The organism is Castellaniella sp., from assembly GCF_049650445.1.
Classification (GTDB): domain Bacteria; phylum Pseudomonadota; class Gammaproteobacteria; order Burkholderiales; family Burkholderiaceae_B; genus Castellaniella.
The window spans coordinates 26,968-42,167 of the sequence record NZ_JBASAD010000005.1 but is presented as its reverse complement, the minus strand read 5'-3'; the positions used below and the strand labels follow the sequence as shown (position 1 = coordinate 42,167).

At 66.5% G+C, this 15,200-nt stretch carries 11 protein-coding genes; 2 read left to right on the top strand and 9 right to left on the bottom strand.

Annotated features, from left to right (window positions below; translation table 11 throughout):
* Positions 1–55 precede the first annotated feature (55 nt).
* A complete protein-coding gene (locus WA983_RS01430; RefSeq protein WP_424311506.1) occupies positions 56–2,083 on the top strand; it encodes a TonB-dependent copper receptor in 2,028 nt (675 codons plus the stop codon).
* Between the two features lie 97 nt (positions 2,084–2,180).
* Here the strand turns inward: WA983_RS01430 and ovoA are convergent, their stop codons facing one another.
* From ovoA to WA983_RS01400, 6 genes are all read right to left on the bottom strand, one after another.
* Positions 2,181–4,340: a 5-histidylcysteine sulfoxide synthase gene (gene ovoA / locus WA983_RS01425; protein WP_424248275.1), complete on the bottom strand. Its 2,160-nt coding sequence runs from the start codon at positions 4,338–4,340 to the stop codon at positions 2,181–2,183.
* Positions 4,341–4,448: 108 nt separating this feature from the next.
* Positions 4,449–5,162, bottom strand: coding sequence for a ferredoxin--NADP reductase (locus tag WA983_RS01420; protein ID WP_424248273.1), 714 nt, complete (start codon positions 5,160–5,162; stop codon positions 4,449–4,451).
* Between the two features lie 175 nt (positions 5,163–5,337).
* Positions 5,338–6,102, bottom strand: coding sequence for a DeoR/GlpR family DNA-binding transcription regulator (locus tag WA983_RS01415; RefSeq protein WP_424248271.1), 765 nt, complete (start codon positions 6,100–6,102; stop codon positions 5,338–5,340).
* A gap of 1 nt (position 6,103) precedes the next feature.
* The gene (locus WA983_RS01410) at positions 6,104–7,801 is read right to left on the bottom strand and encodes an ABC transporter permease subunit (protein WP_424248269.1); all 1,698 of its coding nucleotides are present in this window, start codon (positions 7,799–7,801) and stop codon (positions 6,104–6,106) included.
* 31 nt (positions 7,802–7,832) lie between these two features.
* Complete coding sequence (locus WA983_RS01405) at positions 7,833–8,843, bottom strand: ABC transporter ATP-binding protein (protein WP_424248267.1); 1,011 nt, start codon at positions 8,841–8,843, stop codon at positions 7,833–7,835.
* Between the two features lie 64 nt (positions 8,844–8,907).
* Positions 8,908–9,927, bottom strand: coding sequence for an ABC transporter substrate-binding protein (locus WA983_RS01400; protein WP_424248265.1), 1,020 nt, complete (start codon positions 9,925–9,927; stop codon positions 8,908–8,910).
* A 385-nt stretch (positions 9,928–10,312) separates the two neighbouring features.
* Between WA983_RS01400 and hisN the strand changes: the two genes are divergently transcribed.
* Positions 10,313–11,113, top strand: a complete 801-nt coding sequence (gene hisN, locus WA983_RS01395) for a histidinol-phosphatase (protein ID WP_424248263.1) — start codon at positions 10,313–10,315, stop codon at positions 11,111–11,113.
* Between the two features lie 29 nt (positions 11,114–11,142).
* Here the strand turns inward: hisN and WA983_RS01390 are convergent, their stop codons facing one another.
* From WA983_RS01390 to WA983_RS01380, 3 genes are read right to left on the bottom strand one after another with little or no spacing between them, the layout of a single operon-like run.
* Positions 11,143–12,603: a M81 family metallopeptidase gene (locus tag WA983_RS01390; protein WP_424248261.1), complete on the bottom strand. Its 1,461-nt coding sequence runs from the start codon at positions 12,601–12,603 to the stop codon at positions 11,143–11,145.
* A 19-nt stretch (positions 12,604–12,622) separates the two neighbouring features.
* Positions 12,623–13,786, bottom strand: a complete 1,164-nt coding sequence (locus WA983_RS01385; RefSeq protein WP_424248279.1) for an iron-containing alcohol dehydrogenase — start codon at positions 13,784–13,786, stop codon at positions 12,623–12,625.
* Between the two features lie 24 nt (positions 13,787–13,810).
* On the bottom strand, positions 13,811–15,196 hold the full coding sequence (locus WA983_RS01380; RefSeq protein ID WP_424248259.1) for an aldehyde dehydrogenase family protein: 1,386 nt from the start codon (positions 15,194–15,196) through the stop codon (positions 13,811–13,813).
* Between the last annotated feature and the right edge of the window lie 4 nt (positions 15,197–15,200).

Genomic DNA, 15,200 nt, shown 5'->3' with positions numbered 1-15,200 from the left:
ATGCCGGGCAGGGCGGCCCTGGATATTTTCAGTTTTTTTGCATATCGAGACCTCAATGAAGAAGGAAACCTTATGGGTGGCCGGGATCCCGGCCGCCCTGATGTCGCTCGGCCTGCCGCAGGCCGTGCTGTCCCAACCCGTGCGGGCGCTGTCCCCCGTGGTCGTCACCGCGCCGGCCGCAGACGAGCCCCTGGTGGTGCGTACAGATCCGAAGGCCCCGCGCCAGCCCGTGCCTGCCCATGACGGCGCGGATTTTCTCAAGAGCATCCCCGGGTTCTCCGTGATCCGCAAGGGCGGTACGGACGGCGATCCGGTGCTGCGCGGCTTTTCCGGCTCGCGCCTGGGCATCCTGCTCGACGGTCAGGAAATCTACGGCGGCTGCGGCGGACGCATGGACCCGCCCACGGCCTACGTCTATCCCGAATCCTATGATCGCGTCACCGTCCTCAAGGGACCGCAGAGCGTGCGCTACGGCGCGGGCCAGTCGGCCGGTGTGGTGCTGTTCGAGCGCGACGTGAAGCGCATGGAATCCTTTGGCTGGAAGGCCGATGGCAGTCTGACGCTGGGCAGTTTCGGGCGCAACGATCAGATGGCCGACGTGCTGGTCGGTGGGCCGCAGGGATACGTGCGCGCCGGCGGCACGCGCGCCCAGGCCGATGATTATGAGGACGGCGACGGCAACCGCGTGCATTCCGAATACTTGCGCTGGAGCAGCCATGCCGCCGTCGGCCTGACGCCGGATGACAAGACGCGCATCGAGCTGTCCGCCGCCCTGAGCGACGGCCGCGCCGCCTATGCCGACCGCGGCATGGACGGCTCGAAGTTCAAGCGCGAGAACGTGTCCCTGATGTTCGAGCGCAAGCGCATGGGCGGCCTGGTCGATGAAATCGAAGGCCGGGTCTACTACAACTACGTGGACCACGTCATGGACAACTACACCCTGCGCGACGTGCCGACGGGCAAGAAGAACCCCTACATGGCCAACAATCCGGACCGCCGCACCACGGGTGGTCGGCTGAGCGCCACGCTGCGCCCGGCCGAGTCCTGGGAACTGGTCGTCGGCGCCGATGCCAAGCAGGACGTGCATCGCGCGCGGGGCAGCGGGATGCAGGCTTCGGCCGATGCCGCCGATGCCGCCTACCGTGCGGCGGCACGGGTCGAAGACATGCGCTTCGAGCAGCATGGCGTCTTTGGCGAGAGCACCTGGTTCCTCACCGATGCCGACCGGGTGGTGGGCGGTCTGCGGGTCGATTGGGTCGAGGCCCGCGACAAGCGTTCGCCCGCGAAATCGGTCACCGGCGGGAGGAAGAGCGATCACGCTTTGAACAGCGGCTTCCTGCGTTATGAGCGCGATTATGGCGAGAACAGCACCTGGTACGCCGGGTTCGGTCATTCGGAACGCTTCCCCGATTACTGGGAACTGATGAAGGGCGGCTCCGACGGTACCAACAGCGCCTTCCTGTCCACCAAGCCGGAAAAGCTGAACCAGCTCGACATCGGCACGAACTGGCGCAGCGGCCCCTTCGCGCTGTCGGCCTCGGCCTTCTACAGCCGGGTGAACGACTACATCCTCATCGACTGGAACCGCAGCCGGACCCGCAATATCGACGCCACGGTCATGGGCGGCGAGTTGGACGCCTCCTGGCAGTTCCACCCGTCCTGGCAGGGCGTAGCCAGCCTGTCCTACGTGTACGGCAGGAACCGCACGGATGGCACGGCTCTGGCACAGCAGCCGCCGCTGGAAGCCCGCCTGGGGCTGAACTATGCGCAGGGACCGTATTCCGCAGGGATCCTCTGGCGTCTGGTGGCCGCGCAGGACCGCTACGACGAAGGCATGGGCGGCATTGCCGGCAAGGACCTCGGCGCCACGGGCGGTTTCGGCGTGCTGTCGCTGAACGCCGGCTGGCGTCCGAACAAGACCGTGCTGCTGACCGCCGGCGTGGACAACGTCCTGAACAAGACCTACGCCGAGCACCTGTCCAAGTCGGGCGTGGACATTCCCGGCAACACGTCCTTCGTGGACACCCGGATCAACGAGCCGGGCCGGGTCTTCTGGCTGAAGGCGCAGTTCGCGCTGGATTGATCGGGACGGGCGGCATCCCGCACCTGCCGTGCGGGATGCCGGGGATGGCGGCTGCCGCGCCGTTCCCGGCCTGGGTCCGGCGCTGCCCCCTGATGCCCTACCGCCGCTCCCAGATCGTCAGTTGCGACAAGGTGTGCTGGAATTTACGCCGTGTTTCGCGGATGACGAAGGGTACGTCCTGCGGCTCGGACAGCAGACGGAAGTGCGGCGTCAGGTGTTCCTTCAGGCCGTCCAGCGTGGTGTGGTTTTCCGCGTCTCGCTTGAAGCCGCCCAGCCAGGCGGCGCGCGGCGTGTGTTCTTCCAGCCAGGTGTAGGGCGAGGCGATCAGCAACAGGCCGCCCGGGACGATGCGCTCGTGGATCCGGTCCAGAAAGCGGGCCGGATCGTACAGGCGGTCGATCAGGTTGGCGGCCAGGACCAGGTCGTAGTCCGTGTACTGCGGCTTCAGGTTGCAGGCATCGCCCTGGAAGAATTCCACCCGTTCGAGCGCATCGCTCAGGCCCAGTTCGGCCAGGGTGCGGGTCTTGTAGGACACCAGCTCGCCCTCGTCGGCCAGGGTGTAGCGCAACTGGCCCGTCTGGATCAGTTGCACGCCCTGGTTGATGAAGCGTGCCGAGAAATCCACCCCGGTGACCCGTTCGAAGGCGCGGGCCAGTTCGAAGGTGGCCCGCCCGGAGGCGCAGCCCAGGTCCAGCGCGCGGCGGCGCGGCCGGTCACCCAGGGCTTCGATAGCCCGCTGCGCCAGGGCCTGCGAGAAATTGGGCACATTGAAATACGAGTCGCCGTAGTGGAATTCGGCGTATTCCGACATCAGCTTGTCGGTTTCGTAGTAGGCGGCCGGGGCTTCGGCGGGCGCGTGGGACACGATGGTGCGAAAACCCGCATGCTGGAAGAAATGCCGCCGGAAGGCGTAGCGCGAGGCGCGCACGGCCTCGTTGCCGCAGGCGATCCAGGAACCGCCCTTGATCAGGTTGTGGCGTCCGTCGAAGGTCGGCGTCGTGAAATCGTCGTAGATCGGGTGGACGTCGAAGCCGTCGAAGGGATAAGTGGGGGTCTCGGTCCATTGCCAGACGTTGCCCACCACGTCGTACCAGTCGCCGTGACGCCAGGTGTTCACCGGGCAGGACGAGGCGCCGTGGTCCAGGTGCAGATTGGCGGCACAGGGCGAGTCGCCGGGATCGCTCAGGCCGGCAGCGTCGTAGAGCCGGTACCATTCGTCTTCGGTCGGCAGGCGTACCGGCTGGCCGGTTTCGGCGGCTTTCCAGTTGCAAAAGGCTTTGGCTTCCAGGTAATTGACCTCGACCGGCCAGGACCAGGGCATGGGAATTTCACTGGTCATCAGGCGCAGAGACCAGCCCTGGGTCTTCTTGACCCAGAATGTCGGGTGTTCCGCCTGGCTGTAGGCCAGCCACTGGCGGCCTTCCTCCGTCCAGTCGCGGTGATTGCGGTAGCCGCCGGCTTCGACGAAGGCCAGATATTCGTGGTTGCTGACCAGGAAGCGCCCTGCCTCGAAGGATTCCACTTGGGCCGTGTGCTCGCCGTATTCGTTGTCCCAGCCGTATTGCGGATCGTTGAAGGCCTTGCCCACACGGACGGTGCCGGCGGGCACGCGCGCGAGACTGTTTTGGGGCGGCTCGCCGCCGGTGGCGGGGATGGGCGCCCAGTCCGGCACGGCACGCACGTATTTCAGTGCGTGCTGGCGGATCAGGACCGAGGACGTTTCCAGGTGGATGCGTTCGTGCTCGATGCCCATGATGATGGCCCACCAGGGGTTGCGCCAATCGATCGGCGATTGCAGCGGGGCATGGTCGATCAGGTCCAGGACCAGGGCGCGTACGCGGTTGCGGTAGGTGCGGACTTCGGCCACGGAGGGCCAGTCGTAGTGGGCCTCGTCCAGGTCGTCCCAGCTCATCTCGTCCACGCCGACGGCGAAGGTCGATTCCAGCCGGTGGTCCAGACGCTGGTCGATTAGGCGCGTGAGCAGCAGCTTGTTGACGAAGAAGGTCGCGGTGTGGCCGAAGTAAAAGATCAGCGGATGACGCAGGGGGATCGGCTTGACGACATAGGCCTCGTCATTGGCCAGGCACTGAAACAGGGATTCGTAGCGGTCGAACGTGTCCAGGAAATAGCGCCGGATGGAGGCGCGCAGGCGGTCGGTGTCCGGCTCGGCCAGGTCGGGGGTACGTGCAAACAGTGCGTCGGGCGCGGTTCGGGCGTCATCGTTGGGGGACAGGGGCGAGGCGGGAGAGTGCATCATCGGGTTCCTGCAGATTCGGCCTTGCGGCGGGCATGGATGGGACGGATCAGTGATTTAGACTACCACGGCCTCGCCGCGCGCGAGACCGTGGGCCCGGGTGCCGAGGTGTCAATAGCCGTGGAAGCTCTCGTCGAGAATGGCATCGTCGGGGACGCCCGCCTCGGCCAGGCGCGCACGGATCTCTTCCACCATGAGGGGGGCACCTGTCACGTAGCACAGAGGTGCGTCCAGCCCCTGGAGGGCCTGCCGCAGCATGGCCACGTCGATCCGGCCGCGCAGTCCGTCCCAGGCGCCGTCGGCCGGGCCGGTCAGGGTCGCCAGCAGGCGCAGGTGCGGGTTGCGTTGCGCGAGAGTGCGCAATTCCTCCAGAAAGGCGGCTTGTTCCGGGGAATGATTGGAGTAGAGCAGCCGGATGGGTCGGCCTGAGCCTTGGTGCGTGGCGTCGCGCAGCAGGCTGATGCAGGGGGTGATGCCGATGCCGCCGGCGATCAGGACCAGAGGCCGGGCTGTCTCGGCAGGTGGGGTCAGCTTGCCATAAGGGCCGCTGAACCGCAGTTCGGCACCGGGCTGCAGCCCCGCCAGGGCCTGCTTGAACGGGGTGGCGCGCACGCGGGTGGCGATGCACAGTTCGGGCTCGTGCGGGGCGCTGACCAGCGAGAAAGTATGCCGTAGCACCGGGGCGTCTGGCGCCTCGGACGGCAGCGTCAGCGAAATCGTCTGTCCAGGTTGGAACTGGAAATCGTCGGGTTTTCGAAAATGGACCGCGATGGTATCGCGTGCGATGTTGTCGATGCGCAGCAACGCGCTGGGCCAGATCGCCATGGTGTTCTCCCTTGAGCCGCCCTCGATGGGCGAGTTTTGCTCCATGATCCTCTTGGATGCACGAAAACGATAGTCCGTTTCACGCCGGAAGTGCTGGCTACGGGCGTGCGCGAGCGCGTGCGGTGCAATCCCATCGATCCGGGAGCGCTCAGGCCATGGAGGCCATAGGGACCACTCAGGCCAGAACCACCTCGCCGACCTTGGCTTGCAGGGCCTCGAAGCCTTCGGTCTGACGCGCCTGGCTGTTGCAGAACAGCCGGTCGATGCGCTCGGCCGGGCAGTAGGTTTCCCGGCTGGCGGCACCGACCTTGCTGTGATCCGCCAGAATCCAGGTCTGGGCGGCGCCTTCGGACATGGCGCGGGCGATCAGCGCCTCGTCGTGCAGAAAGCTGGCCGCGCCCTGGCGGGCGTTGACCGCCACCGGCGACAACAGGGCAATGTCGGCGTGGAAGGTCTGGATCTGCAGGATGGTCGAGGCGCCCGAGGTCGAGGACAAGGCGGTGTTCAGCACCCCTGGCAGGATGATGATCTGATTGTCCGGGTTGACGGGCGACTCGGTGAAGCAGGCCGCCGCACTCAGCGAATTCGTGATCAGGGTCAGGCCGCTGAGTTGCACCAGTTCGCGGGCCAGCAGAGTCGTGGTGCTGCCGGCATCCATGAACAGGGTGGCCGGTGTGCGCAGCCGCTGGGCGACCGCGCGGACGATGGCCTTCTTGGCCGCGATGTGAATGGTGTTGCGCTTGTCGATGGGAGGCTCGTCGCTCAGGTGGACAGCCCCGCCATGCACGCGCTGCAACAGGCCCAGCGCTTCCAGTTCCAGGAAATCCCGGCGGACGGTTTCCCGGGAGACGCCCAGTTCCCGGATGGCGTCCTCGGTCGTGATCCGCCCGTGGCGTTGCAGCAGCAGGCGGATTTTCTGGTGGCGCGCTTCGGACCACATATCAGACTGTATCGGTGGAGAGGTTGGGGCGGAAATAGTAAACCAGCGCCCGCATCAGCAGCATGGCGACCGCGACGACCGCGATGATGATAGTGGAAAAGGCTGCTGCCTGGGACACGAAACCCGCCTCGTTCAGGTGCATGACGGACACGGCGGCGACGTTGAGCTGCGGGGTGACCAGGAAAATGACTGCCGACAGCGTCACCATCGAGCGCATGAACAGGAAGAAGAACACGGCCAGCACGGTCGGCGCGATCACCGGCAGGATGGCGTCTCCCATGACGTGGCGGACCTTGCCGCCGAGGCAGGCGGCGGCTTCTTCCAGGGCCTGGGGCACCATGCGCATGCCGGTGGCCATCGTCAGGAAGCCCTGGGTGTGATAGTGGTAGAAATTGCACAGGGCGATCAGCAGCGCGCTGCCGTACAGCCAGTGCAGGGGATAGCGCGGATCGTTGAAGGTGAAGATGTACGACAGGCCCAGCACCAGCCCCGGCACCCCGACGGGCAGGACGGCCATCAGGTAGATGGCCTTGGCCAGCCGGCCCTGCAGGTTGCGCACGCCGTAGGCCAGCAGGAACAGCAGCACGATGCCGATCAGGGCGGCTGCCACGGAGACATACAGCGTGGTCCAGATCGGCTGGTAGCCGCTGGCGATGTTGACGTTGAAGTTCGCCAGCGTCAGCGTCATGTTGTAGGGCCACAGCTTGACGAAGCTGGCGAAGATGACCACGACGATGATGGCCCAGATGGCCAGGGCCGTGGCATGGGTGATCAGGCCCAGGACGGCGTCGCGCCAGCGCGCCGCGACCGGTTGCAGCGGAATCCGGCTGTCGGAACTGCCGCCGAATTGTTTCTGGGACGCCACCCGTTCGATGTAGACCGACACCAGGGCGGGCAGCAGCAGGATGATGCCCACCACCGAGCCCATGCCGAAGTTCTGCTGTCCCGAGACCTGGCTGAAGATTTCCGTCGCCAGGACGCGGTAGTCCCCGGCAATCACGGCGGCGTTGCCGAAGTCGGTGATCGTGATGGTGAAAACCACGAAGGCTGCGCTCAGCAGACCGAATTTGCAGTTGGGCAGTGTGATGTGGAAGAACTGCTGGCTTGGCGTGGCGCCCATCACGGTGGCGGCGTCGTAGTAGCGGGCGTCGGCGTTGCGCAGGGCCGCCTGGATGATCATGATGGCTTGCGGCAGGGCGTAGAACACGTCCGAAATCAGCAGTCCCCAGTAGCCGTAGATGTTCTGTTCGATGCCCGTCCATTGAAAGACCAGACCGTTGCGGCCCAGCAGGAACAGCAATCCCAGGCCCTGCACCAGCGAAGGCGCCAGCAGCGGCAGCAGCAGGCTGAGCCGGATCCAGGCCTTGAAGCGGATGCGGCTGCGTTCGAGCGCGTAGGCGATGGGAAAGCCCAGCAGGAGGCAGACCAGAGTGGTGCTCAGGCTGATCGACAGGCTGTTGAGCCCGGCCGTCACCAGTCCCGGTGTGGAAGGAATGGCGGTGTAGTTGTCCAGGCCCAGCGTGCCGTCCCCCTGGACGAAGCTCTGCCAGAAGATCGTCAGCAGGGGGTAGCCGAAGAACAGGATCAGCGCCAGGGTCGGGATGATGACGCAGACCCGGGTCAGCCATTGTTCCGGGGTGCCGGACAGGCTCGGAAACCAGGGGCCGAGGGGTGAAGCCGCCGTGGGGGACTGGGACATGCCGGTCTCCTTGAGTCAGTGGGGGCGCGGCTCAGGCCGCGACCCAGCAGCCGTGTGCGGGGTTGATCACCGGGCGGACCCGGTCGCCTTCTCGGTGTGCGGACGCGGCGTGCTGTTCGACCTGCAGGTCCATGCCGCCCCAGTGCAGCGTCATGCGGCACAGATTGCCCAGGAAAGTCACGGAGCGGACGGTGGCCGGGCCATCGGCGTCGGCTTCGAGGCGGATGTGTTCGGGGCGCACGCACAGCAGCCAGTCCGATTCGTTGGCGGGCGGCGGGAGTGCCTCCAGCACGCCGGGCGCATGCGGGCGTACCCAGTCCGGCGGCAGCAGATTGCTCAGGCCGATGAAGTCGGCCACGAAGCGGGTCTTGGGCGCGTGGTAAAGCGCCTGGGGAGACCCGACCTGTTCGATGACGCCGTTGTTCATGCAGACGATCACGTCGGCCAGCATCAGGGCTTCTTCCTGGTCGTGCGTCACCATGATGGTCGGGATCTTCAGTCGGCGCTGGACTTCGCGGATTTCATGGCGCATTTCGTTGCGCACGCGTGCATCCAGTGCGGACAAGGGCTCGTCCAGCAGGATCAGGCGTGGATTGACGGCCAGCGCGCGGGCGATGGCCACACGCTGCTGCTGGCCGCCCGAGAGCTGCCAGGGGAAACGCTCGGCCATGTCCGGGATGCGGATCAGTTGCAGCAGTTCGTCGACGCGTGCGGCAATGCGGTCGGCGGGCTCGCGGCGGATGCGCAGCCCGTAGCCGATGTTCTCGCGCACGGTCATGTTCGGGAACAGGGAATAGGACTGGAAGACGATGCCGAAATTGCGGCTGCGCGGCGGCATCTGGCTGAGATCCTGACCTGAGAACCGGATTTCGCCCTCGTCGGCTTGCAGGAGCCCTGCAATGATTCTCAGCAGCGTCGTCTTGCCGCAGCCGCTGGGGCCGAGCAGACAGACGAAATCGTGCGGCCCGACGCTCAGGTTGATGTCCTTGAGCGCCTGAAAACTGTCGAACGATTTGCGGACGTGGGAGAGTTCCAGACTCATGCAGCCTCCGGGTGCAACGGGCGGGGCCGGCCGCGCGGCGTGCGGCACGGCCCGCAGGGGGGGGTTAGCGAGCGGTGACCTGCTGCCAGGTCTTGAGCGTTTCCGCCCGGTCGGCGGCCGACTTTTCAAAGTTGATCGGGAACAGGATCTTGGACACGTCCTGCGGCAGGCCGGCTTTCCTCAGCTGCTCGGAAGGCTCGACGCCGGGGATGGTGACGATTTCCTTGTACTTCTTGTACAGGGCGGCGGCTGTCGGGGACAGCGTCCAGTCCAGGAAGCGTTTGGCGTCGTCCGGGTTCTGGGTGCTCGACAGGATGCCGGAGGCTTCCAGCTCGTAGCCTTCCCAGTCGGACGGGATCACCATCTTGACCGGAAAGCCGGCCTCGATGGATTGCATGGCGGGGAAGGCGAAGGAGATGCCGATGGCGTATTCACCGGTGCGCGCCATCTTGCAGGGCTTGGAACCCGAGCTGGTGTACTGGGCCATGTTGACGTTCAGGCGCTTGATCAGATCCCAGCCCTTGTCCTGGCCCAGCCCTTGCAGGATGGCGGCGATCTGCAGCCAGCCCGTCCCCGAGGCGGCCGGGCTGGGCATGACGAGTTCGCCCTTGTAGACCGGCTTGGTCAGGTCTTCCCAGGATGCGGGCATTGGCAGGTTCTTGGCCTTGAGGCGGTCGGTGTTGACGCAGAACGCCGCCATGTAGCCGGTGGCGGCGAACCAGGTGCCGTCCTTGCTGCGATAGATCGGCGCCAGTTGCTGGGCCGCAGCAGGCTCGTACTTCAGCAGCGTGTCGTGGATGCGGGGATCCAGCATATTGGTGACGGCGAAGCCCCAGATCACGTCGGTGCGCGGGTTCTTGGCCTCGGCCAGCAGCCGGGCGGCCATGTCGCCGGTGGACAGGCGCAGCACGTGGAATTCGACATCGGGCATGGCGGTCTTGGCCGCCGCCATGTATTCGGTGACTTCGTCGTCCTCCAGGGCGGTGTAGATGGTCAGGGGTTTGGCCTGGACGGCGGTGTGAATCAGGCCGGCACCAGCGAGCGCGAACGCTGCGGCAAAAGCCTTTTGTGTGGAATGTTGCATGCGTGTCTCCTGCTGTCGTGGTGAAAACCGGTCTGTGCCGGATGATGTGAATTCGCGGCGGCCGCGGGAGTGGCGTGATGCGGTCGTGCCAGTGATCCGGGGCGCCTGGGGAACCTTTGAACAAGTCCTCGGCGCCGCGTGCATCTGCGGATTCGGGCGGTCTGCTGTGTTGCTCATCCTCGCGATAGCACCGGCTATCGCTGCGTTTCGCGCCTTGCATCCCATCCCGATCCACAGTGCCCGCTTACCGCTCGGCCTGTTCAGAGGTTCCCTTGATTTGTTATTTTGTGGAAATTTGCAAAATCATGCAAGAGCCTTCAGAATACTTTTTCATCAGGTTTTTCATCAGGTCCATATCCCCAGTCGACCACCACGGGAGCGCGCGATGTCGATTCCAAACACCGTACCGGCATGGACCGACGAGGTCCTCGATTTCGCTCAGGATCTGGTCGGCCAGGCCCGCTCGATTGCGCTGCGATGGTTCCGCCATCGGCCGCCGATCGAAACCAAAGCGGACGCCAGCCCGGTCACCGTGGCCGATCGCGGGGTCGAGGAATTTCTGCGCGCGGAAATCACTCGCCGCTATCCGGATCACGGCCTGCTGGGTGAGGAATTCGGTATCCAGGCCGGCGAAGCGCCGGTCGTCTGGTCGATCGACCCGATCGACGGCACCCGCAGCTTCATCACCGGCAACCCTCTGTGGGGCTGCCTGCTGGCCGTTCTGCACGAACAACGCCCCCTGTTCGGCATCATCGACATCCCCAGCACGGGGGAGCGCTGGGTCGGGGTGCGCGGGCGCGGCAGCTGGTTGAATGGCGAACGCTGCCGCACGCGCACGGTGACGCACCTGAAGGACGCCATTCTGCAGGCCACCACGCCGGACATCTTCGCGGGCGCGGACGCCCGCGCGTTCGAGCGCCTGAGCGCGGCGGTCCACCTGCGGCGCTTTGGTGGCGATTGCTACGCCTATGCCCTGCTGGCCAGCGGCATGATCGATCTGGTGGCCGAAGCCGGCCTGATGCCGTATGACTACCTGGCGCTGGCGCCGGTGATCGAGGAAGCGGGCGGTGTCATCACGGATTGGCAGGGCCAGGCCCTGAGCCCGAAATCCGACGGCCGGGTGCTGGCGGCGGCCAACGCCGACCTGCATCGTCAGGCCCTGGAGATTCTGGCGGCGCAGGCCTGATGGCGGCCGGGGCCGGCCGTCAGGGCCGGTCACCGGATCTCTACGCCGGGCCGCAGGCGCTTGAACCTCAGATCATGCAGATCGGCCGTGTTGGCGCCGGGCGCCTTGATCATCAGGATCTCGTCGGCCAGCGCCGCAAAGTCGGCGCGGAAGTGGACCGAGCTTTTCAACACCAGAATCCGATAGTCCCTGGGGTCGGCGCCCAGGTGGCGGAACATCGCCTGGTCGGCGGCCTGCTGCTTGCGGCTGGACACCAGAATTTCCACACCCTCGCGGCGCACGCGCACCATCGGACCTAAATCCATGCGGCACCCCAGGTAGAACGGGCCCGTGCCCACGAGGCGGCCGTCACCCAGGGCCAGGATTTCGAACGGCCCTGCCGCAGGTTCGTCTCCCGGAAAGCCGCGTCCTCCCAGGGGCAGGTCGATGCGGGCGCCCACCCCCAGCGCGTGGGCGGCGCGGGCGAAGTCCGCGTCGCACAGCACGGCCACGCAGGCGTGTCGTGTGTGCCGGCGCAGCAAGGCGCGCAGCACACCCGTGGTGTCGCCGGCGCCGCCACCGCCCGGGTTGTCCTGGGTGTCCGCCAGGATGGTGCGCCCCGTGTCCCGGCCCGCCAGAGCGTCCAGGGCCTCGTCGGGGGCGTACAGCCGGCCGCTGAACGCGGTCCGCCGGGCCTCGATCGCCTGGACCAGCATCTGGACAGCATGGGTCGCGCGCGCGGGCACACGGGCGTAGGCCAGCACGCCGGGTCCGGATTCGGGCGTGTCCGACAGGGGAAAACCGGGGATGAATTGAACTTCCGGGCAATCCTCGGTTTCAAGAGCGCGGGCGGCGGCCATCAGCGCCCCGGCCGGTTCGTCGCCCAGCGTGCTCTGCCAGGGCATGGACACCAGGAAATCCAGTTTGCGCCAGGCGGCAAAGAAGGTCTCGCCGGCCAGCAGGCGCTGCATCATCCGCGCCGCGCGTGCGCCGGTCTCGGCCATGTCCACGTGGGGATAGCTGTGATAGGCGACCATGGCCTGGGTCTGGTCCACCATGGCCTGGGTGATGATGGCGTGGAAATCCAGCGCCGCCACATAAGGCAGTGCCGGCCCTGTGACCGCACGCAGGCGACGCAGCAGTTCGCCCTCGGCGTCGTCCAGGCTCTGGGTGACCATCGAGCCGTGCAGATCCAGGAACAGGCCGTCCAGGGGCAGGCCCTGCAGATGCGTTTCGATGCGGGCGGTGATCGTCTCGAAAGCCGCGTCCGCGACCGGGCCGGACGGGTTGGCCGAGCACCAGAGCAGCGGGACGATCTCGTGCCCGGCGGCCTGCATCGCGGCGATGAAGCCGCTGACCGCCAGGTTCATGTCCCGGGTGGCCTCGAAGAGAGCGTCGCCCTCGGTCAGGCCCGGCCAGGCGTCGGCCTCCTCGAAACGGTCCAGCCCCGTGATGTCCGGGGCGAAGGTATTGGTCTCGTGCAGAAAGCCGAGCACGCCGATCCGGGCCATGACGTTTCTCCCGACAGGATTACAGGGTGCCGCCGATCGCGTCGCGCAGAATGCGGTCGTATTCCTGCGCGGTGAAAGGAATCGGATTGGTGGCTGCCGATCCGTCCTGCACGGCCAGCGCGCCGACGGTGCCCACGGCGGCGTCCGGGATGCCGATGGCGGCCAGGGTATGCGGGATGCCGATGGATTCGCGCAGCGCCAGCACCCAGTCCAGCACCGCGCCAAAGCCGGGCTTGGGCAAGTCCAGGTAGCGCGCCAGACGCGTCATCGTGTCGGAGACCACGGATTCATTGGCCTTCAGGACGTAGGGCATGAGAATGGCGTTCAGCATGCCGTGGTGGGCGTCGTAGAGCGCGCCCAGCGGATGGGCCAGGGCGTGCATGGCGCCCAGGCCTTTCTGGAAGGCCGTGGCGCCCATGCTGGAGGCGACCAGCATCTGGTGACGTGCTTCGATATCCTGGCCGTTTTCGACTGCGCGGCGCAGATACTGGTGCACCAGGCGGCTGCCTTCCATGCCGATGCCGGTGGCCATCGGGTGATGGAAGGGCGAGCACAGGGCTTCCAGATTGTGCGACAGGGCGTCCATGCCGGTCGCGGCCGTCAGACGGGACGGCAGGGCGGCGGTCAGCTCGGCGTCCAGAATCACCAGGGCGGGCAGCATGCGGGCGTGAAAGATGATGCGCTTGACGTGGGCCTCGTCGTCGGTGATGACCGAGGCGCGGCCGACTTCAGAGCCGGTGCCGGCCGTGGTCGGCACCGCGATGACCGGGGCCATGCCCTGGACGTTGACGCGCAGGTAATTGTCGCCGACGTCCTCGAAGTCCCAGAGCGGGCGGGACTGGCCGACCATCAGGGCGATGGCCTTGGCCGCGTCCAGCGCCGAGCCGCCGCCGAAGGCGATCACGCCGTCGTGCTTGCCGGCACGGAAGGCGGCCACGCCGTCCTCTACATTGCGGCCGGTCGGGTTGCCCTTGATGCCGGAAAACAGGCCGCAGTCCAGACCGGCGTCCTGGCAGGCCTGGACCGCGCCGGTGACGATGGGCAGCGGCGCCAGCCCGGGATCGGTCACCAGCAGCGGGCGCTTCATGCCCATGTCCTGGCAATGCTTCGGCAGTTCGCGGATGCGCCCGGGGCCGGCCTTGACGGCGGTCGGGTAGTTCCAGTTGGCGGTGAGCGAGGAGATAGGTGCGTTCATGGCGCAGAGTTCCTACAGAAGACGGAGGTGATAGGACTTGACCCGGGTGAGCGCGTGGTAACCCAGGATGGACAGGGAAATGCCGTGTCCGGTGTTCTTGACGCCGGTCCAGGCCAGGGCCGGGTCCAGGTAGTCGCAGCGGTTCATGAAGAAAGTGCCGGTCTGGATCTGGCGGCCCAGCGCACGTGCGGCATCGAGGTCGCGCGTGAAGACCGAGGCGGTCAGGCCGTAGTTGGAATCGTTCATCAGCGTCACGGCCTCTGCGTCCGAGGCGACGGGCATGATGCCGACGACGGGACCGAAACATTCCTCGTTCATGATGGGCATGGTGTGGTCGACGTTCGTCAGGATCGCGGGCGCCAGGTAGGTGCCTTCGGCGCGCGCCTGGGGGAAGTGCGCCGGGTCGATGCGGTTGCGGGCACCCATGCGGACGGATTCGGCGATGACGGCGCGGACTTCGTCAGCGGCCCGGGCACGCACGACCGGTCCCAGATTGGTCTCGGGGTCCAGGGGATCACCCAGGCGGTACTGCCGGGTCAGCTCGACCGCGCGGTCCACGAATTCCTGGTGGAGCGATTCGTGCACGTAGATGCGCTGGATGCCGCAGCAGGACTGTCCGGAATTGAAGAAGGCGCCGTCCACCAGCGTCTCCACCGCATGGGCCAGGTCGGCGTCGGCGCGTACGTAGGCCGGGTCGCTGCCGCCCAGTTCCAGACCGCGTCCGATGAAGCGTCCGACGGCGGCTTCTTCCATGGCGCCGCCGCCGCGCACCGAGCCTGTGAAGACCACGTGATCGATGGCGGGAGACTGGATCAGGTCGCGGATGATGTCATGGGTGGCGTGGATGTACTGGAACACGCCGGCCGGCACACCCGCGTCCGTGAAGGCCGCCACCAGTTGTTCGGCGCACAGCGGCGTCTGGTCGGAGTGCTTCAGGATCATGGCGTTGCCCGCCGCCAGAGCGGGAATGATGCTGTTGACCGCCGTCAGCAGGGGATAGTTCCAGGGCGCGACGGTCAGGACGACGCCGATCGGCTCGCGTTCGATCGAGCGTTCGAACGATTCCTTGGCGGGCGGCACGATGGGTGCCAGGGCTTCTTCGGCGATCGACAGCATGTAGCGGCCGCGTTCGGCAAAGCCGCGCAATTCGCCCGGCGCCTGGCTGATGGGGCGGCCCATCTGGCGCGTGATGGCGTCGGCAAAGGCGTCCGTGCGCGACAGCACGACGTCGATGGCGGCGGACAGAATGGTGATGCGCTCGTTCAGCGGGCGCTGCGCCCAGGCTTGCTGGGCTTGCCGCGCGGCCTGCGCGATGCGCTCGGCGTCCGCACGGGTGGCGTGGGGGCGGCGCAGGAGTTCCCGGCCGTCGATGGGACTGATGGTGATGAGTTCGCTCATGGTG